The following is a 26,501-nucleotide window of genomic DNA, read 5'->3' as shown; positions in this document are numbered from 1 at the left end:
CAAGCTAGCCCTCGCTTGGGCAATGGACAATCCCGCAGCACGCGCCATATTGGGCGCATGACACAGGATTCCGACGTTCTTATCGCTGGTGGCGGCCTAAATGGCCCCGCGCTTGCCTTGGCCCTTGCTCAAGCGGGGCTGAGCGTGACCGTGATTGACGCGGCGCCCGCAACGCGCCGCGCCGAGGATACATTCGATGGCCGCGCCTATGCGCTGGCACTTGGCTCGCAAAAGCTGCTGACCGCGCTTGGCCTTTGGCCCGCGGTCGCCGCCGAAGCGCAGCCGATCAATGATGTGAAAGCCTTTGACGGTCGCCCCGGCGAGGGGGTGGCCCCGTTCTTTTTGCATTTCGACAGCCGCGAGCTGGATCAAAAGCCCGTGGGCTACATGCTCGAAGATCGGTTTCTCTATCGCGCTTTGATGGCGGCGGTGGAAGCCAATCCGCAGATCACGCTGATCTCCGAAACCTCGGTTGTAGCGCAAGAAGAACTGCCCGGCGGCATTAAGGCGACGCTTTCTGATGGTCGCAGCCTGACGGGCAAGCTTTTGGTGGGAGCCGATGGGCGGCGTTCTGGCGTGGCCGAGCGTGCAGGCATCACCCGTGAGGGTTGGGGCTATGGCCAAACCGCGCTTGTGGCCGCGATTGAACATGAAAAGCCGCATGAAGGTATTGCCTATCAGATGTTCATGACCTCGGGTCCGCTGGCGATCTTGCCGCTGACGGGCAATCGCTCTTCGATTGTCTGGAGCGAGCGGGATGAAAACGCCGCCGTGGTGCAAAAGCTTGATGACGCGGATTTCATGGCGCTTGTCCGCCCGCGCTTTGGTGATTTTCTGGGGGAAATTCGGCTGGCCGGACCGCGCTTTAGCTACCCGCTCAATCTGACGCTTGCGAAAGCCTATGTCGCGCCGCGCGTCGCGCTGATCGGCGATGCTGCGCATGGGGTGCACCCGATCGCGGGGCAGGGGCTCAACCTTGGCCTGCGCGATGTCGCTGCTTTGGCAGAAGTGGTGATTGAGGCGTTGCGCCGGGGCGAAGATTACGGCACGACCTTCGTGCTCGACCGGTATCAAACTTGGCGGCGGTTTGACTCCACCGCGATGGCTTTGGGCATGGATGCGGTGAACCAGCTCTTTTCGAATGATAATCCGGTCCTGCGCGCGGGGCGCGATTTGGGCATGGGGATCGTGCAAGCAATTGGCCCGCTGCGGCGCGGTTTTATGCGGCAAGCCGCAGGGATCGCTGGCCCCTTGCCCAAACTGATGCAGGGTCGCCCGGTCTAAGCGTTACTTCAGCCGCCGCGCCTCATCGGCGAGCAAAATCGGAATGCCGCCGCGGATCGGATAAGCGAGCCCGGCGGCTTTTGATACCAATTCCTGCCGCTCGGCATCATAGCGCAGGGTGGTTTGCGTGAACGGGCACACCAGCGCCTCCAGCATCCGCCGATCAAACCCACCGCGCTGCGATTCTGGCACCACGGCGTGCAGGTTTTCGGCCTCCGCCTCACTCATTGCTTGCGTTCCTCGCCGCCACCATGCAGCACAAATTCCAACAGCGTGATCAGCGTTTCGCGCCGCGTGGTCAGGCTTGGGGCCTCAAGCAGGGCTTGTTTGTCTTCGGGTTCGAGTGGCAAGAGCATCGAAAGCGAGTTGATCAGCAACTCATCTTCCGCATCTTTTAGCGCTTCCCAATCGGTGTCCAACCCTTGCGCATGGAAATACCGCGCGAGCGTTTCCAAAAAGGTTTCGCGGTCAAATTCCGGGTCATGTTCGGTCATGCCCAGATCGCGCTCAAAATGCGCCCAACTGACTTCCGCGCGCCGATAGGGGGTGAATCCCTCAATCTCTTTGCCAAGGCGAAAGCGCGACACGCCTGAAAGCGTGATCATATAGCGGCCATCTTCGGTTTCCGAAAAACCGGTCAGCCGCCCGGCGCAGCCAATTACGGAAAGCCGCTCTTCGCCATCGCGCCCCTTGCAGGGTTGGATCATGCCAATCAGCCGTTGCGGCGTTTTCAGGCAATCTTCCACCATCTGCAAATAGCGCGGCTCAAAGATATGCAGCGGCAACCGCCCCCGAGGCAGCAAAAGCGCCCCGGGCAACGGGAACAGCGGGATCTGGTCTGGCAGGTCACTGGGCTTGATCATAAGCATCAAATAGCCCGCCTCTCGCCTCAGGCAAATATCATCGACGAGAGCCGACGGCGCCCTTTGGCAACAAGCGGATCGGTCGGTTTAAGCGCGTCAAAAATGGTGAAAAGCTGCGTTTTTGCGGCAGCCTCGTTCCATTCGCGGTCACGCCGGAAAAGCTCCAACAGTTGCTCGACCGCTTCTTCTACCTGACCCGCCGCATGAAGCGCGGTGGCATAGTCAAACCGGGCCTGATGATCGTCGGGGTTGGCCTCGATCTTGGCTTTCAAATCATCAAGCGGGCCAGCTTCAGCGGCTTGTTTGGCAAGCGCGAGTTGCGCGCGCGCGGCCTCAACCGGGGCGGCGGTGGCAATTTTTTCCGGCGCGGCGGCAAGCAGTTGTTCGGCTTGATCCAGATTGCCGGTGGCCAGATGCGCCCGCACCAGCCCGCCATAGGCTTCCGCGTTTTCGGGCTCTTCACCCAAGATTGCGGCGAAGGTCTCGGCGGCATCAACGGCCGCGCCTTGGGCAAGCATTTCCTCAGCGGCGGCAATCGCTTCACCAAGCCCGCCATCCCCCGCAAGTGCGGCGAGTTTTTCAACGAATGCCTTCACCTGCGAAGCGGGCACCGCGCCTTGGAACATATCCACCGGGCGGCCTTCAAAGAACGCCACAACGGTGGGGATAGATTGCAAAGGCAGGCCCTGTTGCGCCAGCGCTTGGGCGAGGCGTTGGTTGTCATCAACGTTGATCTTGGCCATCAGCACTTTGCCCTTGGCGGCATTCACCGCCTCTTCAAGCATCGGGCCAAGCTGTTTACACGGGCCGCACCAAGGCGCCCAAAAGTCAACAATCACCGGGGTCGCCATCGAGGCATCGACAACCTCGGCCATGAAATTCGCCTCGGTGACGTCTTTCACATAGCTTTGCGCTGGGGTGGTTTCGGTTCCGAACATGGAAATCCTCTTTCGCGGTCTTTGCCCCTATATGCGGTGCCACTTGCACCACGCCAAGGGGCCATATCTCAAAGATCGAATGTGGCGAAGACGGGCGCGTGATCCGAGGGCTGTTCCCAGCCCCGCACCGCGCGCAGAATGCGGCTGGAATGCGCGGCGCTCGCAATATCGGGCGTGGCCCACAGATGGTCGAGCCGGCGGCCTTTGTCGGCCCCATCCCAATCGGGCGAGCGATAAGACCACCACGAATAAAGCCGCCCCTCGGGGATGTCTTTGCGGGTGACATCGACCCAATCGCCCGCTGCTTGCACCTGCGCGAGATGCTCCACCTCAATCGGCGTATGCGACACGATCTTCAAAAGCGCCTTGTGGTTCCACACGTCATCTTCGCGCGGGGCGATGTTCAAATCCCCCACGAGGATCGACTTTTGCGGTTTGGCGGCCATGAAATCATCGCGCATATGGGTCAGGAAATCGAGCTTTTGGCCAAATTTCACGTTTTGCTCTCGGTCGGGCACATCGCCGCCTGCGGGCACGTAGAAATTGTGGATCGTCACCCCGTTTTCGAGCTGCCCGGCAATGTGGCGGGCGTGGCCGAGGTTGGCGTAATCTTCGGCTGCAGCCTCTTCCATCGGCAGTTTCGATAGGATCGCAACGCCGTTATAGCCCTTTTGACCGCGTGCCACCATGTAGCGGTAGCCCAAGGCTTCAAAGGCCGCGAAGGGGATCTTTTCGACCGGGCTTTTGCATTCTTGCAGGCATAAAACGTCCGGGGCTTCCTCGGTCATCAAGCGGCACACCAGCGCCTCGCGCAGGCGGACCGAGTTGATGTTCCAAGTGGCGAGGGTGAAGGTCATGCGTCTCTCCTTTGGGCGCGCGAGAATGGCCCGGCATGGCCAAAAGGGCAAGGGCGGGGCTTACCCTTCCCAGCCCGAGATCGACTTCACCTCACAAAATTCTTCAATCCCCCAGCGCCCGCCTTCGCGCGCACGGCCCGAGGCGCGCACCCCACCAAAGGGTGCCCCCGCGCCACGGCTTTGCCCGTTCATCTCCACCATGCCCGCGCGCAGGGCCCGCGCCAGCCGATTGCGCCGTGGGCCATCTTGCGATTGCACGTAATTCGTCAGCCCATAGGGCGTGGCATTGGCGATGGCGACGGCCTCTTCTTCGCTGTCAAAGGGCATGATCGAGAGCACAGGGCCAAAGATTTCTTCGTTCATAATGGTCATCTCTGGCGTGCAATCGGCAAAGACCGTGGGGCGGATGTAAAACCCCTTGTTCAGGCCTTCGGGGCGGCCAAGCCCGCCCGCCACAAGCCGCGCGCCTTCTTTGATCCCGGTTTCGATCAGGCTTTGGATTTTCTCAAATTGCGCTTCATTCACCACCGGGCCGATATGGCGGCCCGCCTCATGCGCGGAGCCAACACGGGTTTGTGCTGCGACCTCGGAGGCAATCTCCAACGCGCGGTCATAGGCGGCGCGCTCCACCAGCATCCGCGTTGGCGCGTTGCAGCTTTGGCCGGAGTTTTGGAAGCAATGCCGAACCCCGCGCGCGACCGCCTTTTCATCGGCATCGGCAAAGATCAGGTTCGCGCCCTTGCCGCCCAGTTCAAGACAGACGCGCTTCAATGTCTCTGCCGCCGCTTTGGAAATCGCGCGCCCCGCACGGGTGGAGCCGGTGAAGGAGATCATTTCCACATCTGCATGGGTGGAAAGCTGCGTGCCCACGCCCAAACCATCACCGTTCACAAGGTTGAACACGCCGGGGGGCACGCCCGCCTCATGCACCATTTCCGCAAACGAAATGGCCGAAAGTGGCGCCTCTTCAGAGGGTTTGAGCACCATCGTGCAGCCCGCTAGCAGCGCCGGGATCACCTTGAGCGTGATCTGGTTCATTGGCCAGTTCCAAGGGGTGATCAGACCCACCACGCCCACCGGTTCATAAGCGATCATCGCGCCGGGCGTGCCATCGCCCAAGGGGTGCACCCAGTCAAAAGCTTTGGCGGCGGTGATGAAGTTGGTGATATGCCACGTGCCCGCCTCAACCTGAGAGGCCAGTGCCATGTCAATCGGTGCGCCCATCTCAAGGCTGATCGCGCGGGCCATTTCCTCCGCGCGGGCTTGGTAGAGGGTAAGGAGCCGTTCCACACAGGCCAGCCGCTCCGCCGGGGGCGTGGCGGCCCACCCCGGCCCGGCCTTGAGCGCGGCGGCCACGGCGGCATCGGTATCGGCCTGATCCCCCAGAGAAATGATCGCGCAGGGTTCTTCGGTCGAGGGGTCGATCACGAAATGGTCGCGCGGCATGGCGGGGGCGACCCAATGGCCGCCAATGTAGAACTCGCGTTTTTCGATCATGGCTCCCTCCCTGATCGGGCCAGCGTGACAGGGCGCAGAGTGCAACACAAGCCATCACTGTCAGGGGCGCTTTGCACAATGTTTGCGCTATCTGGTAACAAGACCTTACCAGTCATGCGCTTTCTGCATCGCGGCAATTCCGGATCGCCGTTTGTGCGCGCGCCTGCAACGCACTAGGTTAGCGGTATCGGGAGGAAAACTTTAAACCAACGAGGCTCACATGACCTTCGCCGCTTCCCTAGCTCTGCCCCGGCGCCTGACGCTGGAACCCATCGCCCGCAAGATCGAACAATTCCGCGCGGCCCGTGCACAGCACAGCAAATATCTTGCGCTGCTCGACGAGTTGCAAAACATGAGCAACCGTGACTGGGACGATATCGGTCTGTCGCGTTTGAACGCACATGAAATTGCCCGCCAAACTGTCTACGGCCGCTGAGAAAAGCTGAAGCTCTAACGCAACAGCCCCCGCCGATAGCGGGGGCTGCGCTCATTTTTAGGCTTGGTCAGATCAGCCCTCGGGCTGTTCTTCCTTTTTCTCGGCCACGATCTCTTCGCCGGTCTCTTGGTCGACCATCTTCATGCCAAGGCGCACCTTGCCACGATCGTCGAAGCCCAGCAGTTTGACCCAAACTTCTTGGCCTTCTTTCAGCGCTTCGTTCGGGTGGTTGAGGCGTTTGCCAGCGATTTGGCTGACGTGCACCAGACCATCGCGCTTGCCGAAGAAGTTCACGAAGGCGCCGAAATCGACGAGCTTCACGACTTTGCCGCGGTAGATTTTGCCTTCTTCCGGCTCAGCCACGATCGAATAGATCATGTCATAGGCCTTCTTGATGGCTTCGGCATTGGCCGAGGCGATCTTGATGATGCCGTCGTCGTTGATGTCGACTTTAGCGCCCGACACTTCAACGATCTCGCGGATCACTTTGCCGCCCGAGCCGATCACTTCACGGATCTTGTCGGTCGGGATCTGCATCGTTTCAATGCGCGGGGCATGGGCCGAGAATTCTTGACGGCCAGCCGAAAGGGCTTTGCTCATCTCGCCAAGGATGTGCATCCGGCCATCTTTCGCCTGCGCAAGCGCCTGCTCCATGATCGCCGGGGTGATGCCCGCAACCTTGATGTCCATTTGCAGCGAAGTGATACCGGCTTCGGTGCCCGCCACTTTGAAGTCCATGTCGCCAAGGTGGTCTTCGTCACCCAAGATGTCGGTGAGCACGGCCCATTTGCCGTCATCTTCCAAGATCAGGCCCATCGCCACGCCAGCCACCGGGGCTTTGAGCGGCACGCCCGCATCCATCATCGAGAGCGACCCGCCGCAGACCGAAGCCATCGAAGAGGAGCCGTTCGACTCGGTGATTTCCGACACGACGCGGATCGTGTAGGGGAAGTCGGTCGCTGCGGGCAGAACCGCTTGCAGCGCACGCCACGCCAGTTTGCCGTGACCGATTTCACGACGGCCGGGCGAGCCCACGCGGCCCACTTCGCCAACCGAGTAGGGCGGGAAGTTGTAGTGCAGCAGGAAGTTCGAGCGGTAGTTGCCGTTCAGCGCGTCGATGATTTGTTCGTCATCGCCGGTGCCGAGCGTGGTGACCACAAGGCCTTGGGTCTCGCCACGGGTGAACAGCGCCGAGCCGTGGGTGCGCGGCAGCATGCCGACTTCCGCCACGATCGGGCGAACGGTTTTGGTGTCACGGCCGTCGATACGGGCACCACCATTGATGATGTCACCGCGCAGGATGCCCGATTCCAGCTTTTTGATCGCCGAGCCGAGGTTGATGTCGGCCAGATCGTCTTCCGACAGTTTCGACTTGATCGTGTCGACCGCCGCCGAAATCGCGTTCGAGCGTTCTTGCTTGTCTTTGATCGCAAAAGCGGCGCGCATTTCGGCTTCGCCAGCTTCTTTCACCTTCGCATAGAGATCCGAGTAATCGGGCGGGGTGAAGTCGAAGGGCTCTTTCGCGGCGTCTTCGGCGAGCGAGATGATCAGGTCGATCACCGGTTGCATCGCGTCATGGCCGAATTTCACGGCGCCGAGCATTTCTTCTTCGGTCAGCTCATAGGCTTCCGATTCCACCATCATCACGGCGTCTTTGGTGCCGGCGATGACAAGGTCAAGGCGTTGCTCGGGATTGTCGCGCAGCTTGGTCATGTCGTCCATGGCCGGGTTCAGCACGTATTCGCCGTTCACAAAGCCCACGCGCGCGGCGCCGATCGGCCCCATGAAGGGAACGCCCGAGATGGTGAGCGCGGCGGAAGCGGCGATCATCGCCACAACGTCGGGGTCGTTCACGAGGTCGCACGACAGAACCGTGGCCATCACCAGCACTTCATGTTTGAAGCCCGGCACGAACAGCGGACGGCACGGACGGTCGATCAGGCGCGAGGTCAGCGTTTCCTTTTCGGAGGGACGCGCTTCACGCTTGAAGAAGCCGCCGGGGATTTTGCCCGCGGCATAGTATTTCTCTTGGTAGTGCACGGTCAGCGGGAAGAAATCCTGCCCCGGCTTCGCCTCTTTGGCGAAGGTCACGTTGGCCATGACCGAGGTCTCGCCCAAAGTGGCGATCACCGAGCCATCGGCCTGACGGGCAACCTTGCCCGTTTCCAGAGTGAGCGTTTCTTCGCCCCACTGGATCGATTTTTTCGTAACGTTGAACATCAGCGTATCCTGTCTGGGAGCACGCATGGGCCCGTCCCATGTCTCCCGGCATATGGCGGCCCCATTGCCGCCGCCCCCTATCCTTCGCATGTGTCCCGGGGGCGTGGACTCACGTCGCAGATGGGGCGCGCATACAGGAAAATAAGGCGTTTGGGAAGCATGGAGTTTGAAGGTGGCGCTGCAACTGTGGGTTTTGCAGTGATTCGCCGATGCATCCTGGGGTGTTTCGGCGCGCGGGCCGCATCACCGCCCCTCTCATCGCCAGAAATCCTTTTGCACAAAGAAAAAAGCGGCCCCGATGGGACCGCTTCGCATCATCTCTGCGCTTAGGCTTAGGCCAGCGCGAGGTTGATCGCCGATTCGCGACCGTCACGACCTTTTTCGAGGTCGAAGGTCACCGCTTGGCCGTCATTGAGGCCACGCAGACCGGCGCGTTCCACTGCCGAGATGTGGACGAACACGTCCTTGCCACCGGTTTCCGGGGCGATGAAGCCGAAGCCTTTGGTTTGGTTGAACCATTTCACGGTGCCGTTGGCCATCCGTCGTCTCCTTTTACATGCCGCCCGCGAAATTGCGGCGGCCCGGCTCAGTCACGTCACGATCGAGAACTACTGAAGCCGGTAACGGAGCAGGTCGTCGAGCTAGCGCGTTGCGCGGGAGTTGTATGCCCGCAAACGCACCGAAAAAGCAAGGAAATTGCAATGGTCATTGGGACGCGGGGCATTTTGGCACGCGACATTGCGGCCTATGGGGGGATCAGACGATCCGCCCCCAGAGGTCATAATCAGAGGCTTCTTCGACCTCGACGGTCACCATATCGCCGGGGCTAAGCCCCTCGAAATCTTCGTCGATGAAGAGATTTCCATCAATTTCGGGCGCATCGGCGCGGGTGCGGCAGGTGGCGCCCTCATCATCGACGGCATCGACCAGAACCTGTTGCAGGCTGCCCACTTTGGCTTCGAGCTTCGCTTCTGAAATCGCTTGCGCTTTTTCCATGAAACGGTCCCAACGCTCTTGCTTCACCGCGTCAGGCACATGGTCGGGCAGGTCGTTGGAGCGCGCCCCGGCCACGTTTTCATATTGGAAGCAGCCGACCCGGTCGAGTTGCGCCTCATCCATCCAATCCAGCAGATATTGAAACTCTTCCTCCGTCTCGCCGGGGTAGCCCACAATAAAGGTCGAACGCAGCACGATCTCGGGGCAATCGCGCCGCCACGCCGCGATTTCATCAAGCGTTTTGGCCGAAGCCGCAGGCCGCGCCATGCGTTTGAGCGTATCTGGGTGGGCGTGTTGGAACGGAATATCCAGATAGGGCAACACCAGCCCCTCCGCCATCAGCGGGATCATCTCGCGCACATGCGGGTAGGGGTAGACATAATGCAGCCGCACCCAAGCCCCCGAAGGCTGGGCGATCTGGCCCAATGCGCGGGTCAGGTCGGTGATATGGGCGCGCACCTCGCCCTCTTTCCACGGGCTCGCTTCATGCTTGCGGTCCAGCCCATAGGCCGAAGTGTCTTGGCTGATCACCAAGAGCTCCCGCACGCCCGCCTCCACCAGCTTTTCCGCCTCGCGCAGCACCGCATGCGCGGGGCGGCTCACCAGCTTGCCGCGCATATCGGGGATGATGCAGAATTTGCAGGCGTGGTTGCAGCCCTCAGAAATTTTCAAATAGCTGAAATGGCGCGGCGTCAGCTTGACCCCGGTGGGCGGCAGCAGATCGACAAACGGGTCGGGCTTGGGCGGCACCGCCCCATGCACGGCATCGAGCACCTGTTCATATTGCTCGGGCCCGGTGACCGCCAAAACTTTGGGATGCACCCCGGTAATAAACTCGGGCTCTGCGCCCAAGCAGCCCGTCACAATCACCTTGCCGTTTTTCGCCAAAGCCTCGCCAATCGCTTCAAGGCTTTCGGCCTTGGCGCTGTCAAGAAAACCACAGGTGTTCACAATCACCGCCTCGGCCCCTTGGTAAGAGGGCGAGATCGCATAACCCTCGGCCCGCAGGCGGGTGAGAATGCGCTCACTGTCCACCAGCGCCTTGGGGCAACCAAGGCTGACCATGCCAATGGTCGGCTGGCCGGGGCGCGGCGCATCAGTCATGTGCGCTTTGGGCGCAAGGTCGGGGCGGAGATCGGGCGGGTTCTGGCTCATGGCAGCGCTATACACCGGGAAGCCCTGCGACGGGAAGCGCCTTGCGCGAAAGCTGGTGACTGCGCAGGATGGCGCGGTATTGGAGGTGCCAGAATGGCCGATGCGGATTTGAGCGAAGCGTTTGCTTGGGCGGAGAAGCGGCTTGGGCGGGGGCTATTGCCGCGAGAGAGGGATTTTATCAAGACGGGGGGAGCGGCTTTCCCTGACGAATTCGATTGGAAGACCTCGAAACGTCCGGAGGCCGCGACCGACGAGAACCGCTTTGACGCACGGCTGATCTGCTGGCTGTTGACAAAGGATATTCCCGGCGTGATCTGCGGTCACGAGGGAATTGAGATTGCGGGGCTCTGGATCGAAAACACACTTGCTCTGCCGTTCGTGACCTGTGGTCGGTCTCTTACCTTGGCCGAGTGTGTTTTCGAGACTGCCCCGCTGCTGCAAGATACACACCTGCAACACCTGTTCCTCCCGGGATCAAAACTCCCCGGGCTGAATGCGCAGAGGCTAAATTGCGCGGGGGATGTGTTCCTTAGGAACGGGTTCGAATCCCAAGGATCGGTCGATCTCGCGGGAGCGCGTATCTCCGGAGCCTTGGAGTGCGACGGCGGCACGTTTTCAGTCACCGAGGGCCGCGCGCTGAATTGCAATGCCACCATGATCGGGGAGGGTGTGCTCTTGCGCGAAGGCTTCACCGCCTCGGGCGAGGTGAACTTCGTGGGGGCCAAGATCACCGGGCAACTCTCTTGCGATGGCGGCAGTTTCTCGGCACTGCAGGGTCGCGCCTTGAACTGCGATAGCGCCGTGATCGGAGCGAATGTGTTCTTGCGCAACGGGTTCACCGCCACGGGCGAGGTGAACTTCGTGCGGACAGAGGTGACAGGAAATCTTCGTTGCCGATCAGCAAAGATCGAGGGGGTTTTCGACGCCGAGGGCGCAAAGATCGGCGGCGGATTCTTCTGGGAAGAAATCTCTGGAGCCGTCGAAGCTCTCGACCTCACCGAAACCAGCGTTTCCCGCTTGACCGACGACACCGCCTCTTGGGCCTGCGTCGAAACCGCCAAACTCTCCGGATTCCGCTACGACTCGATTCAAAGCGCCATGACGGTGCAGGACCGCCTCGCTCTCTTGGCGCGGAAGGGGGAGCGGACGCTTCCTTCCCCAACAACAAAACCTTCAACGCGTAAAGATTTCGACCCGCAGCCTTATAGTCAGCTTGCCAAGGTTTACGAAAGCATGGGCCACCGAATTGATGCGGCAAAGGTGCGGTTTGCCCGCGATGAACGGCTTATGTGGGCGGCCTTTGCGCGGGCCATGGCGCAATCAAAGCCCGATACATTTGGGAAAGGGACCGCTATCCTTTCCCTTATTTGGGGCCGGATATATCGAGATACCTTTGGCTTTGGTCACGCCCCATTCAAAGCCTTGCGCACAGCGCTGTTGATCCTGATTGCGACGTGGTGGCTCTCCGATCAAACTTATCAACGCGGGGAATTTGCCCCCGCCTCGCCCGTGGTGCTAACTTCGGCGGAATGGTTCGTTGCCTCTCGGCTGGGGTGCAAAGCGCAACAAGTTGAAGGCTGCACCATGCCGTTGCAGCTTTGGGAGCAAAGCACCGCCTACCGCGATTACGAGACCTTTTCGCCCGCGCTTTATGCCCTCGATCTGTTCTTGCCGCTCGACACATTGGGGCAGGAAGATGCTTGGGCGCCTTCCAAAGATCGGGGCGCGTTCGGCCTAACGCTTTATTGGGCGCGTTGGGCTGTGCAGCTTTCGGGCTGGTTGCTTTTGGCCACGGCGGCGGCGGTGTTCACCGGGGTGCTGGGCAAGAAAGACTGAGCCTTCCCGCCCCAATCACTCAGTGAAAATGAGATATATGATTTAGATCACGGAAAGTTTATGCTCGCTGTGCAGAAGTCACGATGCGCGGGGTCGGGCCGGGGGCTTCGTGTGTCGGGAAGACCCAAAGCCCCTCTCCGGCGCTGATGGAGGACCCTATGAATTTCTCTGCGAAATCCCGTTTGGCTGGGGGCGTGGCGCTGTGCCTCGTGGCCGGGCTTCCCTTCGCGGCGCAGGCGACCGAAGGCTATTTTGCTCTTGGCTACGGCACCGCGCAACGCGGCGTGGCGGGCGCAGGTGTGGCTTTTAGCCAAGATGCGATGTCCGGCGCGATCAACCCGGCTGCCGTTGCCTCGGTCGGGCATCAGATGAATATGGGCGTGGAGCTGTTCGCACCGTTTCGGGAATATACCGGCACGGGCACCATGATGATTGCCCCCGGCACGGTGAAAAGCGACCAAAACATCTTTCCGGTGCCGAACTTCGCCTATAACCGCCCGCTCGCCAATGGCGCGGTCTTGAACTTTGCCGTTTATGGCAATGGTGGCATGAACACCTCTTACCCGGCTGTTGCGAATAGCGCGCTCGGCTGTGGCGGGGGCACCGGGGTCTTTTGCGGCGGCGAAGCGGGTGTGGACCTGACGCAGCTTTTCATTTCGGCGACCTATGCGAAAAAAGACGGGGCGTTTAGTTGGGGGATTGCGCCGACGCTCGCCATTCAAAGCTTTGGGGCAGAGGGGCTGGGCGCTTTCGCTGGGATGTCTGTCAGCGGGGCAAACATGACCAATATGGCGCATGAGCTGTCTTATGGCGTCGGGCTACGGCTTGGGATGCAATATGAGGTGAGCCCGCAGTTGACGCTTGGTCTGTCTGGGCAAACCCGGTTCGATATGTCGAAATTCGACAAATATGCCGGGCTTTTTGAAGATGGCGGGGATTTTGACATTCCGGCCTCGATCACCGCTGGTTTGGCCTTCAAGGCGCGCAGTGATCTGACGCTGCTTTTGGATGTGCAGCGCATTTTCTACAGCGATATCGGTGCGGTCGGGAATGCAACCGATGCCGGGGCCTTTGGGGCTGCGGGCGGCGCGGGCTTTGGCTGGGATGATGTGGATGTCATTCGCATCGGGGCCGAGTGGCAGCAATCGCCTGATATGACGTGGCGCTTTGGCTATGCCCATGCCACGAACCCAATTGGGCCGGAAGATGTCGCGCTGAACATTTTGGCGCCCGGCGTGGTCGAAGATCACTTCAGTGTGGGGGGCTCCAAACGGCTCAATGATCGCGATCAGCTTGATTTCTCGGTCAGCTATGTCTTGTCGAACAGCGTGTCGAACCCGTCGATTCCACTGGCAATGGGCGGCGGTGCTGTAGAGATCAAGATGCACCAAGTCTCTGCCGCGATTGGCTGGACCCGGAAGTTCTAAGCCTTTCTCCAGAAACAACAAAGGGCGCCACGCGGCGCCCTTTTTGCTTTGATTTTTGAACCGCTTAGCGGCGGCGGTCGCGGCGGGCGCTCATCGGTTGGAACGCCACCGAGACATGCGCCTCGCAATAGGGTTTGCCAGCTTGCGCGGGCAGGCCGCAGAAATAGAAATTATCCGTCGCCGGGTCGCCGATCGGCCATTTGCAGGTGCGCTCGGTCAGTTCCATCAGCGAGATTTTACGCGAGCGTTTTTCCACTTCGCGGACCGAAGCCAGCGTCTCGGGGCTGATTTCATTGAGCGAGGGCTGCGGCGGCAGCGGTTGGCCCGCGGGCACAATACCCGGTTTGCGCAGCGCAGGTGCCGGGGCCGCGGTGGGGGCGCTAGGCGCAGCAGCGGGCGCGGGCGTCGGGCGCGGGGTTGCGGCGGCAGCCGGGCGCACGGGCTCGACTTCAACCTCGGGTTCCGGGCGCGCGGCAGGGGCCGCAGCGGCGGGGGTGGGCGTGGGTTCCGGTGCGGCGGGTTTGGGCGCGGGCGCGGCGGCGGGGGCCGCAGCGGCGGCACTTGCGCCCCCTTCCACCCGGTTCGACAAGCCCAGCCGGTGAACCTTGCCGATCACGGCATTGCGGGTCACCCCGCCCAGTTCCTTAGCGATCTGGCTGGCAGATTGCCCCTCGGTCCACATCTTCTTGAGAAGTTCGACGCGTTCATCGGTCCAGGACATCGGCATACCTTCGTTGGCGCCCTTCGGGGGCGGTCTTGACCCATTCTAACCGGGACGTGGCGAGATACAACCGAAGACCCGGAAATTCAAGGCCTCGCGCGCGAGATCGCCTAGAACCGGGCTGCGGGGCGGCGCGACGAGAGCTGTAGGTTCGTCTCGGTGCGGCTGACACCCTCAAGACGGCGGATCTGCAGCAGCGTCTCGTCCAGTTCTGCCAAAGACCGCGCGCCAATTTCCGCGATCAGATCCCATTGCCCATTGGTGGTGTGCACGGCTTGCACCGGCGGCAGACCCAAAAGGCGCGTGACGATCTTTTCGGTTTGCCGCCCGTCGATGGCCAGCATCATCAGTCCGCGCACCGGGGCGGTGGCGATATCGGTGCGGGTGATCACTGTGAAGCCCGAAATTTCCCCCCGGTTCATCAGCCGCTCAATCCGCGCGCGCACCGTGGCGCGCGACAGACCCAAGTGCCCGGCAAGGTCAGAGACCGCCGCCCGCCCGTCGCGGCGCAAGGCCGCGATCAGGCGTTGGTCGGTGGTATCCAGCCGCTCAGGCCCGTGCGGTGCCTCGCCCCACATCGTTTAGCCCTTCGCCGCAAGGATCGAGGCTTCAAGGATATCAAGCGCCTCGTCAAAGATTGCATCGGGGATGGTGAGCGGCGCAAGGAAGCGGATCACATTGCCATAAACCCCGCAGGTGAGCAGGATCAGGCCGCGTTTCAGCGCTTCTTCGCGGATGCGGTTGGTCATTTCGGGGTTCGGCGTCTCGGTGCCGGCGACGTTGAATTCGACCGCATTCATGAAGCCGGGGCCGCGGATATCGACGATTTCCGGCACCGCGTCTTGCATCGCCGCCAAGCGTTGTTTGAGCCGTGCCCCCAAGCGTTCGGCGCGGGCGCAAAGGTCTTCTTCTTCGATCACATCCAAAACCGCATGGGCGGCAGCCACGGCAATCGGCGCACCGGCATAGGTGCCGCCCAGCCCGCCGGGGTTCGGGCTGTCCATAATTTCGGCTTTCCCGGTCACCGCCGAGATCGGGAAACCCCCGCCCAGCCCCTTCGCCATCGTGGTGAGGTCCGCCGCAACGCCGTGGTGTTCCATCGCGAAAAGCTTGCCGGTGCGGGCAAAGCCAGTCTGCACTTCATCGGCAATCAGCACGATCCCATGCTTGTCGCAAAGTTCGCGTAGCTTGCCCATGAACCCTTCGGGCACCGGGTAGAAGCCGCCTTCGCCCTGCACGGGTTCAACGATAATCGCCGCCACACGGCCCGGTTCGATATCCGCTTTAAAGAGCCGCTCCAGCCCCGCGACGGCCTCTTCGGCGCTCACGCCATGCAGCGGGCAGGGGAAGGGCAGGTGCCAAACATCATTCATCATCGGGCCGAAGCCCGCTTTATAGGGCGCGACCTTGCCGGTCAGCGTCATGCCCATGAAAGTACGGCCATGAAAGCCGCCCGCAAAGGCCACAACGCCCGCGCGCCCGGTATAGTGCCGCGCGATCTTCACGGCGTTTTCCACCGCTTCCGCCCCAGTGGTCGCAAAGATGGTTTTCTTCGCAAAATCCCCCGGCACCAGCGCGTTCAACCGCTCAGCCAGCGCGAGGTAGTTTTCATAAGGCACGACTTGGTGGCAGGTGTGGGTGAACGCATCCAATTGCTTCTTCACCGCCTCGATCACCTTTGGGTGGCGGTGCCCGGTGTTCACCACCGCGATGCCCGCCGCAAAGTCGATATATCGGGTGCCGTTTTTGTCCCAGATCTCCGCATTCTCTGCCCGTTCGGCATAGATCTGCGTCGTCATACCAACGCCCTTGGCGATGGCGTCTTGGCGGCGTGCGGTGAGTTCCGGCGAGGTCTGGACAGTCATGGGGGGCTCCGATTCGAGATGCCCCATCCTTCATCACTTTGCATTTTTTCTGCAAGAAAATTCTTGTCAGTTTCGGTGGCAGGGCGCATCTTCTGGGCGTAAGGCTGCAAAAATGACTGATCCATTGCCCAAACCTGTTTCATCCAACGCGGAACCAGATGCGCCGCCCCCGCTTTTTCGGGTGACCGAGGCGGCACGCGCGGCGGGTGTTGCGCCCTCCACCCTGCGGCTGTGGGAGAAGCAAGGCTTGGTGACACCGCAGCGCCGTGCCTCTGGGCAGCGGCTTTACGCGGCGGCGGATGTGGCGCGGTTGCAGCGCATCGCTTATTTGCGGCGCGAGGCGGGGTTGAACCCGGCGGCCATTCGGGCCGCGCTCGAAAGTGAAAACAGCGCCCCCACTGAGGCCGCGATCACCAATGAACCACTTGGCGCGGCTTTGCGCCAATTGCGCCAAGCGCGCGGCGAAACGCTGGAGGCGGTGGCGCAGGCCGTTGGGGCCTCGGCCTCTGGGCTCAGCACGCTTGAGCGCACCGGGGCAGGCGTGTCGTTCAAGACGCTTGCCGATCTCGCGCAATATTATGGCACCACGGTCTCGCGCCTGTCTGGGCAGGAAGAAGAGGGGCATCCCGTCGTGCGCGCGGGCGCGGCGCGGATTTGGCCGATGCCGGTCGAGGGCGTGCGGGTCGAGGTTTTGGCTGAGGGCGAGCGGCAGATGGATTGCCACCGCTTCATTCTCGCCCCCGGTGCCGCGTCTGAGGGCGGCTATGGCCATGCGGGCGAAGAGTTTATCACCGTGATTGAGGGGCGCTTTCGCATCACCCTAGATGGCGATGAACTGCACGAACTTGGCCCCGGCGACAGCATCTATTTTGAAAGCCGCCGCCCGCATGCTTGGGCCAATGCCGCCGATGGGCGCACGGTGGTGATCTGGGTGAACACGCCGCCCACGTTCTAGGGCACACCTTTGCGTGAGGCGACTTGCGTCGTCGTCTGGGCAAGCGCAGTCTCGTCCAAATTGATGGAGTGCCCATGCGCCCGAGCCTGCTGCTTGTTCTGGTCCTTGCCCTTGCCGCCTGCAAGGAAGAGGCGCCCAAACCTTTGACCGATCCGCTGAACTTGCTCGATCACGCGAGCCAATGGCATGTGTTCGATATTGCGGGAATGGTGGTGCCCGATGGGATCGCGGTCACGATGACCGCGCCCGAACCGGGGGTGATTGCAGGGCAATCTGGCTGCAACCGCTATTCTGGCCGGGTCGAGATGCGTGAAAACCTGTTGCATGTCGGCGCGCTGAGCGGCACCCGGATGATGTGCCCGCCCACGCAGATGGAGGTGGAGCAGGCCTTCCATTCCACGATTGGCCGCGCCAAGGGGCTGCGGCTTGTGGGCGAGACGCTGGAATTCACCGATCTTGAAGGCAAGCCGCTGATCCGTGCGCATAAATGAGCCCCGCTTGACGCCGCCACAGGTTTCCGAAAGGCTCGCCTCATGTTCCCGATCCGCGATCACAACCCGTCGAACCGCACGCCTTGGGTCACTTGGGCGATCATTGCGCTCAATCTTATCATCTATCTGCTCACCGTAGATTGGGGGGGCAATATGCGCGGGCTGTGGCTGCAGGGCGCGCTGTATCCCGAGGCGGTCACGCATGGCGTCTGGCTGCATGGGCTGTTCACCTACATGTTCTTACATGCCGGGATCATGCATATCGGCGGTAATATGCTGTTTTTATGGGTCTTTGGCGACAACTTAGAAGACCAGCTTGGCCATTTTGGCTTTGCGATCTTTTACCTGCTGGGCGGGTTGGCTGCCGCGGCCGCGCAGATCGCGCTTGAGCCCCATAGTTCGGTGCCAATGGTTGGGGCCTCCGGCGCGGTGGCGGCGGTGATGGGGGGGTATTTGCTGCTTTTTCCCCGCGCCCGTGTCGATATTTTGGTGATCTTCATCATCATCTACAAAATTTTCACCCTGCGCGCCTTTTGGGTGCTGGGGGCATGGTTCGCGTTTCAGCTGTTTAACAGCCTTGGCGCGGGCAGCGATGGCGTGGCCTATATGGCGCATGTGGGGGGCTTCGTGGCGGGCGTTGCGATGATTTTGCCGCGCTTTTTGCGCCTTGGCGGCCCGGCGTTTTGGGGGCAAACGCAGGGCCAACCGCCCCATCCGTCCATCGACTATCAAGCGACCTCGGTGCCGATCGTGCCACGCAGGCGGCGCTAACCGCCTTTGCGATCGGCGCGGATAAAGGCTGCCGCGCGTTCCGCAATCATGATCGTTGGGGCATTGGTATTGCCGCCCAAAAGCTGCGGCATGACCGAGGCATCAACCACCCGCAGCCCTGCAATGCCGCGCACCCGCAGTTTTGGGTCCACCACGGCCTGCTCATCGGTGCCCATCCGGCAGGTACCAACGGGGTGATAAACGGTATCGGCGCGGGCGCGGATATCGGCCATGATCGCCGCATCTGACCCATCATGCGGGTACAGCCGCTCGCCCCGCCACGGCGCCAACGGCGCTGCCGAGGTGATCTTTTCCAGCACCTGTCCGGCGCGCAGCATCAGCGCTTCATCGCGCGCATCCGCCAAAAAGGCGGGGTCAATCAGCGGCGCTTTGCGCGGGTTCTTTGAGGCCAGACGCAGCGTGCCGCGCCCATGGGGCCTCAGGGCACAGATATGGGCAGACCAGCCATTGGCTGTATGCATCTTGCGCATGTGCTGATCGACGATGCCGACAACGAAATGCATCTGTAAATCCGGGATCGGCGCATCAGGCGCGGAGCGCAAGAACGCCCCGCCCTCTGCCATGGGGGAGGCAAAAAGCCCCTCGCCATGTTTGCGCCAGCCCCCTGCGGCGCGGGCAAGCCGCATCAGCCCGCCGGGGTTCAGCCCCACCACATCGCGCCGGGGCGAGGTGTAGGAAATGATGTAATCAAGGTGGTCATGCAGGTTTTCACCCACACCGGGCAGGTTATGGTGCACCGCAATGCCAAGGCTTTGCAGATGCGCGCCGGGGCCGATGCCCGAAAGCATCAAAAGCTGGGGCGAGCCAAAGGTACCCGCCGACACAATCACCTCTGCCCGCGCCTCAACCCGCAACCGCTTGCGGCCTTGGCGCACCAAAGCACCCACCGCGCGCCCATCTTCAAGCAGGATTTTTTCCGCGCGGCTGCGGGTGAGCACAGTCAGATTAGGGCGCTGCATTGCCGGGTGAAGATAGGCGGCAGCCGCCGAACAGCGCTCGCCCTTGTGCGGCCCATCCCAAAATTGCGTGACTTGGTAGAGCCCTGCGCCTTCTTGGTCCGGCCCGTTGAAATCCTTATTCGGCGCGCAGCCGACTGCGCCGCAAGCCTCGATAAAGGCTTGCGAGATTTTGCGCGGGCGGCGTTGATCGCCCACTTGCAGCGGCCCGGCATCGCCATGCAAGGCGCACACCCCGCGCATATTGCGCTCGGACGTTTTGAACCACGGCAGGCAATCCCCCCACGCCCAGCCTGTGGCCCCCATCTCGGCCCAGCGATCATAGTCGGAGGGGTGGCCGCGCACATAAAGCATTGCGTTAATGGCCGAAGAGCCGCCCAAACCCCGCCCACGCGGCTGGAACCCCCTCCGCCCGTTGAGCCCCGGTTGCGGAACGGTGTGCAGTGCCCAGTTGTGCGCGCGCAAATAGCCCGGCACCAAAGCCGCCACCAATGCGGGTGCCCGCACCAAAATATCGCGCGCCTCGTCCCCCGCCTCGACCAAGCAGACGGAAACATCGGCATCTTCGCTGAGCCGTGCTGCCAGAACCGCGCCCGCCGAGCCGCCGCCCAAGATCACATAATCAAATTGCAAAAAGGCCCCTCCCGGATGGGAGGAGCCTAACCTGTTTTTGCCCTTTGCACAGCGTGACTTGCGTCACGCGACGCGCGGTTATTTGCGTTGCGTGCCGCCGGTGGCTTTGGTGACCTTATCGACCACCTTTTGCGCCACGGCCTCAATCTCGGCATCGGTCAGCGTTTTGTCGCGCGGTTGCAGCCGCACCGAAAGCGCGATCGACTTTTTGCCAGGGCCCATCTGTTCTTCGGCTTTCGCGCCGGTGAACTGGTCAAAGACCGAAACCGCCTCGATCAGCGCTTTATCGGCGCCGTAGGCGGCGTTTACGGCGGTGATCGCCTCGACGCCCGCATCCACCACAAAGGCGAAATCGCGCTCCACGGCATGCAGATCGCTCAGTTTCAGCGCGGCGCGGGTGGGGGTTTTCACCTTCGGGAAGGGCACGGCAGCGATATGCAGCGTGAACGCGACTGCCGGGCCTTTCACGCCCATTTCGCGCAGCACTTTCGGATGCACTTCGCCAAAGCTCGCCATCAGGTTCGGCCCAAGCGCGATATTGCCCGACCGGCCCGGATGGAACCAGCCCGCCACCTTGCGGTTGATTTGCGCGCGTGCAGGCGCACCGATGGCGCTCAGCACGGCTTCGACATCGGCCTTGGCGTCATAAACATCCACCGCGCGGCGCGAGCCCCACGGGTCGCGAGGGGCGGATGCGCCAACCAAAAGACCCGCCGCTTGCAGCACTTGGTCGCCCGGTTCGCCGCCGGTGAAGGCCGGCCCAACCTCAAACAGCGCCAGATCGGCAAAGCCACGCGCTTGGTTGCGCGCAGCGGCTTGTAAGAGCCCCGGCAAAAGGTCCGGGCGCAGATGGGTCATTTCCGAGGAAATCGGGTTTTCAAGCCGCGTGGCCTCGGCCCCGCCGCCAAACAACGTGGCCGATTTCGCGTCAATGAAGCTGTAGGTCACGCATTCATTGTAGCCAAGCGCGGCAATCGTGCGGCGCACCGTGCGTTCGCGCACTTGCAGCGGCGTCAAAATGGCATCGGGCACGCCCGTGGTTTCACGCGCCATCGGCTTGCCCTCAAGCTTGGTGAGCGAGGCGATCCGCGCCACTTCCTCGACCAGATCGGCTTCGCCCAAAACATCGGGGCGCCAGCTCGGGGGCGTGGCCATATCGCCCTCAAGCGTGAAGCCAAGCGCGGTGAGCGTTTCGCGTTGCGTCGCTTCCGGGATCTCCATCCCAACAAGCGAGATCACGCGGGCCGGGTCGAGCTTATAGGCGCGGGTGGTATCCAGCGGCGCACCGTCCGAGACCACGTTCGAGGCTTCACCACCGCACAGGTCCAGCACCATTTGCGTCGCCAGTTCCAGCCCCGGCAGCGTGAAGGCCGGGTCCACGCCGCGTTCAAAGCGGTAGCGCGCATCGGAGTTGATTTTCAGCGCGCGGCCCGTGGCGGCAATGGTGATCGGGTCCCAATAGGCGCTTTCGAGGAAGACATCGGTGGTCTCTTCTGTCGCGCCCGAAAGCTCGCCGCCCATGATCCCGGCCAAGCTTTCGGGCTCTTTATCGTCGCAAATCACCATTTGGCCGGTGCTCAGCGTGTAGGTCTTGCCATCCAGCGCCAGCAACTCTTCGCCGCCCTTGGCGGGGATGATCCGCAGATTGCCCGCCACTTTCGCCGCGTCAAAGACGTGGAGCGGGCGGTTCAGATCATAGGTGAAGTAGTTGGTGATATCGACCAAGGCCGAGATCGGGCGCAGGCCAATCGCCATCAGCCGCGCTTGTAGCCAAGCGGGCGAGGGGCCGTTCTTCACGCCACGGATCAAACGCCCAGTGAAATGCGGGCAGCCTTTTTCTTTCAGCGCCGGGTCAATTTGCACCGAAATCGGGCTGTCAAATCCGCCCGGCACCGATTCCACTTCGAGCGGTTTCAACTGGCCGATGCCGCGCGCGGCCAAATCCCGTGCCACACCGCGCACGCCCAACGCATCGGGGCGGTTCGGCGTGATCGCGATTTCAATCACCGGGTCCACCGCTTCGGGGCGGTTTTCGGCCAACCAGTCGATGAATGTGTCGCCGACCTCGCCCGAGGGCAGTTCGATAATGCCGTTATGCTCGTCCGACAGTTCCAACTCGCGTTCGGAGCACATCATCCCGTGGCTCTCGATGCCGCGAATTTTGCCCACGCCCAAAGTGACATCAATGCCCGGCACATAGTCGCCCGGTTTCGCCAAAACGACGGTGATGCCTTCACGCGCATTCGGCGCGCCGCAAACGATGACCTTCTCGCCCTCGTTCGTCAGCACTTTGCACACGCGCAGCTTATCCGCATCGGGGTGCTTTTCGGCATGCAGCACTTTGGCCAGCGTGAAGGTGGCAAGCTTCGCCGCCGGGTTCACGACTTCCTCAACCTCAAGGCCAAGGTCGGTGAGCGCTTCGGCGATCTCCTCCACCGAAGCGTCGGTGTCGAGATGGTCTTTCAGCCAGGAGAGGGTGAATTTCATAGCGTGATCCCCAGCTTTTCAGCGGCTGCCTCTTTCATATAAACAACCGCAATATCTTTCATGATGCCCAAGGTGACTCCGCCCATTTTGGCAGCTCCCTCTTTTGTTTTTTGCCAAATCCCTTCGTCGCGGATCGCGTCTAAGTAGTCGTGCCCCGCACTTGCAACGCTCATCGTCGCTCCTGCAAACCTAGACAATTCAAGCGCAGAACCACCGATGTAGGAGTTGCCTGATTGGTCGAAAACTCGAATGAAGCTGATCTCGTTTAGAAGATGAAGGTGATACCTTTCCTCTTCCGACGTCGCTATGTCGGCTACGAGAATGATCGCTTCATCGCGATCTGCGGCCTTGAGCAGTAACTGCCGCACAATTTCGGGATCACGCTTCACTTACTCAAGCCCCCAAACACCGTCGGCAAATCGAGCGCGGCAAAGCCGTAGTGGCGCAGCCAGCGTAGGTCGCTTTCAAAGAACGCGCGCAGGTCGGGGATGCCGTATTTCAGCATGGCCAAACGGTCGATGCCAATGCCGAAGGCAAAGCCTTGGTATTCCTTCGGGTCGATCCCGGCGGCGCTGAGCACTTTGGGGTGCACCATGCCCGAGCCAAGGATTTCCATCCACGAATTGCCCTCGCCAATCTTCAACTGGCCATTGTCCCACGAGCAGCGAATATCCACTTCGGCCGAGGGTTCGGTGAAGGGGAAGTGGCTGGCGCGGAAGCGCAGTTCGACCGAGGGCACCTCAAAGAAGGTTTTGCAGAACTCTTCGAGCACCCATTTCAGGTTCGCCATCGAGATGTCTTTGCCAATCGCCAGACCCTCGACTTGGTGGAACATCGGGGTGTGGGTTTGGTCCATATCCATGCGGTAAACACGGCCCGGCGCGATGATGCGGATGGGCGCGCCTTGCGCTTGCATGGAGCGGATTTGCACCGGGCTGGTGTGGGTGCGCAGCACATGCGGCGGGCGCGGGTCAGCCGCGTCGCGCGCCATGAAGAACGTGTCATGCTCTTGGCGGGCGGGGTGTTCGGGCGCGATGTTGAGCGCGTCGAAGTTATACCAATCGCTTTCCACCTGCGGGCCTTCAGCCACGGCAAAGCCCATATCGGCAAAGATCGCGGTGACTTCATCCATCACTTGGGAAACCGGGTGGATCGTGCCTTGGCGGCGCGGGCGGCCCGGCAGCGTCACATCCAGCCATTCCGATTGCAGGCGCGCTTCAAGCGCCGCATCGGCAAGTGCCTCTTTCTTCGCGCGCAGGGCGGCGTCGATCTCGTCTTTCAGACGGTTCAGCGCGGCGCCGGTGGTTTGACGCTCTTCCGGGGTCATTTTGCCCAGTTCGCGCATTTTCAGGCTGATCTCGCCCTTTTTACCCAGCGCGGCCAGCCGCAACTCTTCCAGGCTCGCCTCATCGGAAGCGGCCTCGATGCCTTCGAGATATTTCGCTTTAAGCACATCGAGCGCGGTCATGACGTCTCTCCTTGGGGTGGTTGCGCTGTTCATACCGCGCCGCGCCCCGATTTCAAGCAGATCAAAGAAAAACCCCCGCGAGGGCGGTGCCGCGCGGGGGTTAATGTGTTCCCGAAAGGGGAAATTAGGCAGCGGCCGCGGCAGCCTTCGCCTTTTCGACGATGGCACCGAACGCTTCCGGCTCAGCGATCGCGAGATCGGCCAGAACTTTGCGGTCCACTTCGATCCCGGCAAGCGCCAGACCGTTGATGAAACGCGAATAGGTCATATCGGCGTCGAACGCGCGCACAGCAGCGTTGATACGCTGGATCCACAGCGCGCGGAAATTCCGTTTGCGCTGTTTACGGTCGCGGGTGGCGTATTGGTTCGCCTTGTCGACGGCTTGGGTCGCGGTACGGAAGTTACGCGAACGGGCCGAGTAGTAGCCTTTCGCTTTCTTCAGAACTTTTTTGTGCGAGGCGTGAGTCACCTTGCCGGATTTAACGCGGGACATGTTTCAGGCCTCCTGATCAGCGGTTGTAGGGCATGTATTTTTTGACGATCTTCGCGTCCGCATCGGACAAGATCATCGTGCCCGCGCTGTCGCGGATGAACTTGGTGGTGCGCTTGATCATGCCGTGGCGCTTACCAGCCGGACCAGCAATAACTTTGCCGGACGCGGTGAATTTGAACCGCTTTTTGGCGGCCGATTTTGTCTTCATCTTGGGCATTTTCATCTCCTTTTCGAGAGTGAACGCACGACTCGGCATGCCACTATTGGCCGGCCGCGCGGGGTAGGTGGGGGCCTTTAGACTGCCCCGCAGCTTTTGGCAAGGGAAAACCGACCTTGTTCTATTGGTTCAGGAGCCAAGCCAGAACGCGGGTGAACGCGGCGGGGATCTGGTCGGGCGTGTAGCCGCCCGGCCGTGAGATGAAGGCGAAGAGGATCAACCCGCCGCCCACCAGCACCGCAATCGCGGCGGCGCGGGGCGGGCGGCTATCGGAAAAGGCAGAAATCACCGCCGGGATCGCAAACGCGGCCACGATGATGCCCAAAACAAGATAGAGATCGGCGTTATGCATCGTGGCCTCCGGAGTCTTCGTTAACGAAGGTTACTCCGGGTCGGTGCGGTAGATCAATCGTTCGTCACAAGGCGCGACGCGCAAGATGTTGGTGGTGCCGGTCACGTTGAAGGGAACACCGGCCACAACGATGATCTGGTGGCTTTCATCGGCAAAGCCATAGTCGCGCGCCGCACGGGCGGCATTGACCACAGCTTCTTTGAAGCGGCTCACCTTATCGCAGCGCACCGCATGCACGCCCCAGTTCAAGCACAGCTTGCGCAGGGTTTGCGTGATCGGCGACAGCGCAATGATCGGTACGCGCGGGCGTTCGCGGCACACCAGACCCACGGTTTTGCCCGATTGGGTGTAGCAGCAGATCGCCGAAACATCGGTGGTTTCGGCGATTTCGCGCGCCGCAGCCACGATGCCATCGGTCACCGTTTGGCGCACCGCCGAGCGGCTGGCCTCGATGATGTCGCGGTAGGTGCTGTCGCTTTCGACCGATTGGGCGACCGCGTTCATCGTCTGCACCGCGTCAATCGGGTAGCGCCCGGCCGCGGATTCCGCCGAAAGCATCACCGCATCGGCGCCTTCATAGATGGCCGTCGCCACGTCCGACACTTCGGCGCGGGTCGGCATCGGGCTTTCGATCATGCTTTCGAGCATCTGCGTCGCCACGATCACCGGCTTGGCGGCGGCGCGGCATTTGCGGATCAAGCGCTTTTGGATCGGCGGCACAGCCTCAACAGGCAGTTCCACGCCCAGATCGCCCCGGGCGACCATGATCCCGTCCGACACTTCAAGGATTTCGTCAAATGCGCGCTCTGCCGAGGGTTTCTCGATTTTCGAGAGCACCATCGCGCGGCCCTTGGCCAGTTCCTTGGCTTCGATCACGTCTTCGGGGCGCTGCACGAAGCTGAGCGCAAGCCAGTCGGCCCCCAGTTCGCAGGCAAATTCCAGATCGACGCGGTCTTTGTCGGACAGTGCGGCCAGCGGCAGAACCACATCAGGCACGTTCACGCCCTTGCGGTTGGAAATCGTGCCGCCCACCATCACTTCGCAATTGGCGTAATCGGGGCCGCAGTCCAACACTTTGAGCCGGATCTTCCCGTCATTGACGAGAAGCCGCGCGCCCGCTTCGAGGGCGGCGAAGATCTCCGGGTGGGGCAGGCACACACGGTGGCTGTCGCCCTCAGTCGGGTCGAGATCGAGCCGGAACATTTGGCCTTCTTCAAGCTCGGCGGCGACGGCGGCAAAGGTGCCGACGCGCAGCTTTGGTCCCTGAAGGTCGGCCAGAACCGCCACCGGGCGCCCGGTATCGGCCTCGATCTGGCGGATGATGTCATAGCGCACGCGGTGTTCGTCATGCGTGCCATGGCTCATGTTGAGCCGGAACACGTCTGCGCCCGCCTCAAACAATGCGCGGATGGTTTTGTAATCAGAAGATGCGGGGCCAAGCGTGGCCACGATCTTGACATTGCGAAGGCGTCTCATGCGTCCTCGGGTGTTCGTGTTGCTGTCATTTCGTGGGCCGCGTTCTCTATGCCGTAAAACTTTGCTTAGGGCAACTGGCACTCCGC

Annotated in this window: 26 protein-coding genes; 7 read left to right on the top strand and 19 right to left on the bottom strand. The window is 61.6% G+C overall.

The window, feature by feature from the left end; all coding sequences use genetic code 11:
* Positions 1–57 precede the first annotated feature (57 nt).
* The gene (locus CRO18_RS15740) at positions 58–1,284 is read left to right on the top strand and encodes a UbiH/UbiF/VisC/COQ6 family ubiquinone biosynthesis hydroxylase (protein WP_097082917.1); all 1,227 of its coding nucleotides are present in this window, start codon (positions 58–60) and stop codon (positions 1,282–1,284) included.
* Between the two features lie 3 nt (positions 1,285–1,287).
* Here the strand turns inward: CRO18_RS15740 and CRO18_RS15735 are convergent, their stop codons facing one another.
* From CRO18_RS15735 to CRO18_RS15715, 5 genes are all read right to left on the bottom strand, one after another.
* Positions 1,288–1,440: a Trm112 family protein gene (locus CRO18_RS15735; protein WP_245826447.1), complete on the bottom strand. Its 153-nt coding sequence runs from the start codon at positions 1,438–1,440 to the stop codon at positions 1,288–1,290.
* A 68-nt stretch (positions 1,441–1,508) separates the two neighbouring features.
* Positions 1,509–2,147 (bottom strand): LON peptidase substrate-binding domain-containing protein, encoded by a 639-nt coding sequence (locus CRO18_RS15730; RefSeq protein ID WP_097082916.1) that lies wholly within the window; start codon positions 2,145–2,147, stop codon positions 1,509–1,511.
* A 26-nt stretch (positions 2,148–2,173) separates the two neighbouring features.
* Positions 2,174–3,085, bottom strand: coding sequence for a co-chaperone YbbN (locus CRO18_RS15725; protein WP_097082848.1), 912 nt, complete (start codon positions 3,083–3,085; stop codon positions 2,174–2,176).
* 68 nt (positions 3,086–3,153) lie between these two features.
* Positions 3,154–3,942: an exodeoxyribonuclease III gene (locus CRO18_RS15720; RefSeq protein WP_097082847.1), complete on the bottom strand. Its 789-nt coding sequence runs from the start codon at positions 3,940–3,942 to the stop codon at positions 3,154–3,156.
* A gap of 60 nt (positions 3,943–4,002) precedes the next feature.
* Positions 4,003–5,439: an aldehyde dehydrogenase family protein gene (locus CRO18_RS15715; RefSeq protein WP_097082846.1), complete on the bottom strand. Its 1,437-nt coding sequence runs from the start codon at positions 5,437–5,439 to the stop codon at positions 4,003–4,005.
* Positions 5,440–5,659: 220 nt separating this feature from the next.
* Here CRO18_RS15715 and CRO18_RS15710 point away from each other — a divergent pair, with 220 nt between their 5' ends.
* Entirely contained in the window at positions 5,660–5,875 is a 216-nt protein-coding gene (locus CRO18_RS15710) for a DUF1127 domain-containing protein (protein ID WP_097082845.1), read from the top strand.
* Positions 5,876–5,947: 72 nt separating this feature from the next.
* Here the strand turns inward: CRO18_RS15710 and pnp are convergent, their stop codons facing one another.
* The 3 genes from pnp to rimO form a co-directional block, all read right to left on the bottom strand.
* Complete coding sequence (gene pnp / locus CRO18_RS15705) at positions 5,948–8,095, bottom strand: polyribonucleotide nucleotidyltransferase (protein WP_076483876.1); 2,148 nt, start codon at positions 8,093–8,095, stop codon at positions 5,948–5,950.
* Between the two features lie 332 nt (positions 8,096–8,427).
* A complete protein-coding gene (locus CRO18_RS15700) occupies positions 8,428–8,634 on the bottom strand; it encodes a cold-shock protein (protein ID WP_076483875.1) in 207 nt (68 codons plus the stop codon).
* 217 nt (positions 8,635–8,851) lie between these two features.
* Entirely contained in the window at positions 8,852–10,246 is a 1,395-nt protein-coding gene (gene rimO, locus CRO18_RS15695; RefSeq protein ID WP_097082844.1) for a 30S ribosomal protein S12 methylthiotransferase RimO, read from the bottom strand.
* Positions 10,247–10,339: 93 nt separating this feature from the next.
* On the opposite strand from rimO, the gene CRO18_RS15690 reads away from it, so the two are divergent.
* Both CRO18_RS15690 and CRO18_RS15685 read left to right on the top strand, forming a co-directional pair.
* Positions 10,340–12,082: a hypothetical protein gene (locus tag CRO18_RS15690; protein ID WP_097082843.1), complete on the top strand. Its 1,743-nt coding sequence runs from the start codon at positions 10,340–10,342 to the stop codon at positions 12,080–12,082.
* A 158-nt stretch (positions 12,083–12,240) separates the two neighbouring features.
* Positions 12,241–13,509 carry an OmpP1/FadL family transporter gene (locus CRO18_RS15685; RefSeq protein WP_097082842.1) on the top strand — a complete coding sequence of 423 codons (1,269 nt, stop codon included), beginning with the start codon at positions 12,241–12,243 and terminating at the stop codon, positions 13,507–13,509.
* A gap of 64 nt (positions 13,510–13,573) precedes the next feature.
* On the opposite strand, the gene CRO18_RS15680 is transcribed toward CRO18_RS15685, so the two are convergent.
* The 3 genes from CRO18_RS15680 to CRO18_RS15670 all read right to left on the bottom strand — a co-directional run bounded on the left by CRO18_RS15680 (position 13,574) and on the right by CRO18_RS15670 (position 16,095).
* Complete coding sequence (locus CRO18_RS15680) at positions 13,574–14,230, bottom strand: GcrA family cell cycle regulator (RefSeq protein WP_097082915.1); 657 nt, start codon at positions 14,228–14,230, stop codon at positions 13,574–13,576.
* A 110-nt stretch (positions 14,231–14,340) separates the two neighbouring features.
* The gene (locus CRO18_RS15675; protein ID WP_097082841.1) at positions 14,341–14,808 is read right to left on the bottom strand and encodes an Lrp/AsnC family transcriptional regulator; all 468 of its coding nucleotides are present in this window, start codon (positions 14,806–14,808) and stop codon (positions 14,341–14,343) included.
* Positions 14,809–14,811: 3 nt separating this feature from the next.
* Complete coding sequence (locus tag CRO18_RS15670; RefSeq protein WP_076484012.1) at positions 14,812–16,095, bottom strand: 4-aminobutyrate--2-oxoglutarate transaminase; 1,284 nt, start codon at positions 16,093–16,095, stop codon at positions 14,812–14,814.
* A gap of 112 nt (positions 16,096–16,207) precedes the next feature.
* Between CRO18_RS15670 and CRO18_RS15665 the strand changes: the two genes are divergently transcribed.
* From CRO18_RS15665 to CRO18_RS15655, 3 genes are all read left to right on the top strand, one after another.
* Entirely contained in the window at positions 16,208–17,050 is an 843-nt protein-coding gene (locus CRO18_RS15665) for a MerR family transcriptional regulator (RefSeq protein ID WP_097082840.1), read from the top strand.
* Positions 17,051–17,124: 74 nt separating this feature from the next.
* On the top strand, positions 17,125–17,541 hold the full coding sequence (locus CRO18_RS15660) for an META domain-containing protein (RefSeq protein ID WP_097082839.1): 417 nt from the start codon (positions 17,125–17,127) through the stop codon (positions 17,539–17,541).
* A gap of 42 nt (positions 17,542–17,583) precedes the next feature.
* Positions 17,584–18,312, top strand: coding sequence for a rhomboid family intramembrane serine protease (locus CRO18_RS15655; protein WP_076483870.1), 729 nt, complete (start codon positions 17,584–17,586; stop codon positions 18,310–18,312).
* Here the strand turns inward: CRO18_RS15655 and CRO18_RS15650 are convergent.
* The 8 genes from CRO18_RS15650 to pyk all read right to left on the bottom strand — a co-directional run bounded on the left by CRO18_RS15650 (position 18,309) and on the right by pyk (position 26,415).
* Complete coding sequence (locus tag CRO18_RS15650; RefSeq protein WP_097082838.1) at positions 18,309–19,922, bottom strand: GMC family oxidoreductase; 1,614 nt, start codon at positions 19,920–19,922, stop codon at positions 18,309–18,311. The two genes, CRO18_RS15655 and CRO18_RS15650, sit on opposite strands and share 4 nt — an antisense overlap.
* A gap of 78 nt (positions 19,923–20,000) precedes the next feature.
* The gene (gene pheT / locus CRO18_RS15645) at positions 20,001–22,409 is read right to left on the bottom strand and encodes a phenylalanine--tRNA ligase subunit beta (protein WP_097082837.1); all 2,409 of its coding nucleotides are present in this window, start codon (positions 22,407–22,409) and stop codon (positions 20,001–20,003) included.
* Positions 22,406–22,798 carry a DUF2513 domain-containing protein gene (locus CRO18_RS15640; protein WP_097082836.1) on the bottom strand — a complete coding sequence of 131 codons (393 nt, stop codon included), beginning with the start codon at positions 22,796–22,798 and terminating at the stop codon, positions 22,406–22,408. The genes pheT and CRO18_RS15640 overlap by 4 nt, the downstream gene beginning before the upstream one ends.
* A complete protein-coding gene (gene pheS, locus CRO18_RS15635) occupies positions 22,795–23,877 on the bottom strand; it encodes a phenylalanine--tRNA ligase subunit alpha (protein WP_097082835.1) in 1,083 nt (360 codons plus the stop codon). Before pheS ends, CRO18_RS15640 begins: the two co-directional genes overlap by 4 nt.
* Before the next feature lie 124 nt (positions 23,878–24,001).
* Positions 24,002–24,370, bottom strand: coding sequence for a 50S ribosomal protein L20 (rplT, locus tag CRO18_RS15630; protein WP_076483863.1), 369 nt, complete (start codon positions 24,368–24,370; stop codon positions 24,002–24,004).
* A 16-nt stretch (positions 24,371–24,386) separates the two neighbouring features.
* Positions 24,387–24,587, bottom strand: a complete 201-nt coding sequence (gene rpmI, locus CRO18_RS15625) for a 50S ribosomal protein L35 (RefSeq protein WP_076484010.1) — start codon at positions 24,585–24,587, stop codon at positions 24,387–24,389.
* A 121-nt stretch (positions 24,588–24,708) separates the two neighbouring features.
* Positions 24,709–24,939 carry a hypothetical protein gene (locus CRO18_RS15620; protein WP_097082834.1) on the bottom strand — a complete coding sequence of 77 codons (231 nt, stop codon included), beginning with the start codon at positions 24,937–24,939 and terminating at the stop codon, positions 24,709–24,711.
* Positions 24,940–24,969: 30 nt separating this feature from the next.
* On the bottom strand, positions 24,970–26,415 hold the full coding sequence (pyk, locus tag CRO18_RS15615) for a pyruvate kinase (RefSeq protein WP_076483861.1): 1,446 nt from the start codon (positions 26,413–26,415) through the stop codon (positions 24,970–24,972).
* Positions 26,416–26,501 lie beyond the last annotated feature (86 nt).

The organism is Rhodobacter sp. JA431, assembly GCF_900217725.1.
Lineage (GTDB): Bacteria > Pseudomonadota > Alphaproteobacteria > Rhodobacterales > Rhodobacteraceae > Rhodobacter > Rhodobacter aestuarii.
The sequence above is the reverse complement of the archived record's forward strand: the minus strand, read 5'-3'. Positions and strand labels throughout refer to the sequence as shown.

Excerpts from the sequence above, each read along its gene's own strand:
- CRO18_RS15740 (WP_097082917.1), top strand. The coding sequence starts at position 58 with ATGACACAGGATTCCGACGTTCTTATCGCTGGTGGCGGCCTAAATGGC.
- CRO18_RS15735 (WP_245826447.1), bottom strand. The coding sequence starts at position 1,440 with ATGCTGGAGGCGCTGGTGTGCCCGTTCACGCAAACCACCCTGCGCTAT.
- CRO18_RS15730 (WP_097082916.1), bottom strand. The coding sequence starts at position 2,147 with ATGATCAAGCCCAGTGACCTGCCAGACCAGATCCCGCTGTTCCCGTTG.
- CRO18_RS15725 (WP_097082848.1), bottom strand. The coding sequence starts at position 3,085 with ATGTTCGGAACCGAAACCACCCCAGCGCAAAGCTATGTGAAAGACGTC.
- CRO18_RS15720 (WP_097082847.1), bottom strand. The coding sequence starts at position 3,942 with ATGACCTTCACCCTCGCCACTTGGAACATCAACTCGGTCCGCCTGCGC.
- CRO18_RS15715 (WP_097082846.1), bottom strand. The coding sequence starts at position 5,439 with ATGATCGAAAAACGCGAGTTCTACATTGGCGGCCATTGGGTCGCCCCC.
- CRO18_RS15710 (WP_097082845.1), top strand. The coding sequence starts at position 5,660 with ATGACCTTCGCCGCTTCCCTAGCTCTGCCCCGGCGCCTGACGCTGGAA.
- pnp (WP_076483876.1), bottom strand. The coding sequence starts at position 8,095 with ATGTTCAACGTTACGAAAAAATCGATCCAGTGGGGCGAAGAAACGCTC.
- CRO18_RS15700 (WP_076483875.1), bottom strand. The coding sequence starts at position 8,634 with ATGGCCAACGGCACCGTGAAATGGTTCAACCAAACCAAAGGCTTCGGC.
- rimO (WP_097082844.1), bottom strand. The coding sequence starts at position 10,246 with ATGAGCCAGAACCCGCCCGATCTCCGCCCCGACCTTGCGCCCAAAGCG.
- CRO18_RS15690 (WP_097082843.1), top strand. The coding sequence starts at position 10,340 with ATGGCCGATGCGGATTTGAGCGAAGCGTTTGCTTGGGCGGAGAAGCGG.
- CRO18_RS15685 (WP_097082842.1), top strand. The coding sequence starts at position 12,241 with ATGAATTTCTCTGCGAAATCCCGTTTGGCTGGGGGCGTGGCGCTGTGC.
- CRO18_RS15680 (WP_097082915.1), bottom strand. The coding sequence starts at position 14,230 with ATGTCCTGGACCGATGAACGCGTCGAACTTCTCAAGAAGATGTGGACC.
- CRO18_RS15675 (WP_097082841.1), bottom strand. The coding sequence starts at position 14,808 with ATGTGGGGCGAGGCACCGCACGGGCCTGAGCGGCTGGATACCACCGAC.
- CRO18_RS15670 (WP_076484012.1), bottom strand. The coding sequence starts at position 16,095 with ATGACTGTCCAGACCTCGCCGGAACTCACCGCACGCCGCCAAGACGCC.
- CRO18_RS15665 (WP_097082840.1), top strand. The coding sequence starts at position 16,208 with ATGACTGATCCATTGCCCAAACCTGTTTCATCCAACGCGGAACCAGAT.
- CRO18_RS15660 (WP_097082839.1), top strand. The coding sequence starts at position 17,125 with ATGCGCCCGAGCCTGCTGCTTGTTCTGGTCCTTGCCCTTGCCGCCTGC.
- CRO18_RS15655 (WP_076483870.1), top strand. The coding sequence starts at position 17,584 with ATGTTCCCGATCCGCGATCACAACCCGTCGAACCGCACGCCTTGGGTC.
- pheT (WP_097082837.1), bottom strand. The coding sequence starts at position 22,409 with ATGAAATTCACCCTCTCCTGGCTGAAAGACCATCTCGACACCGACGCT.
- pheS (WP_097082835.1), bottom strand. The coding sequence starts at position 23,877 with ATGACCGCGCTCGATGTGCTTAAAGCGAAATATCTCGAAGGCATCGAG.
- rplT (WP_076483863.1), bottom strand. The coding sequence starts at position 24,370 with ATGTCCCGCGTTAAATCCGGCAAGGTGACTCACGCCTCGCACAAAAAA.
- rpmI (WP_076484010.1), bottom strand. The coding sequence starts at position 24,587 with ATGCCCAAGATGAAGACAAAATCGGCCGCCAAAAAGCGGTTCAAATTC.
- CRO18_RS15620 (WP_097082834.1), bottom strand. The coding sequence starts at position 24,939 with ATGCATAACGCCGATCTCTATCTTGTTTTGGGCATCATCGTGGCCGCG.
- pyk (WP_076483861.1), bottom strand. The coding sequence starts at position 26,415 with ATGAGACGCCTTCGCAATGTCAAGATCGTGGCCACGCTTGGCCCCGCA.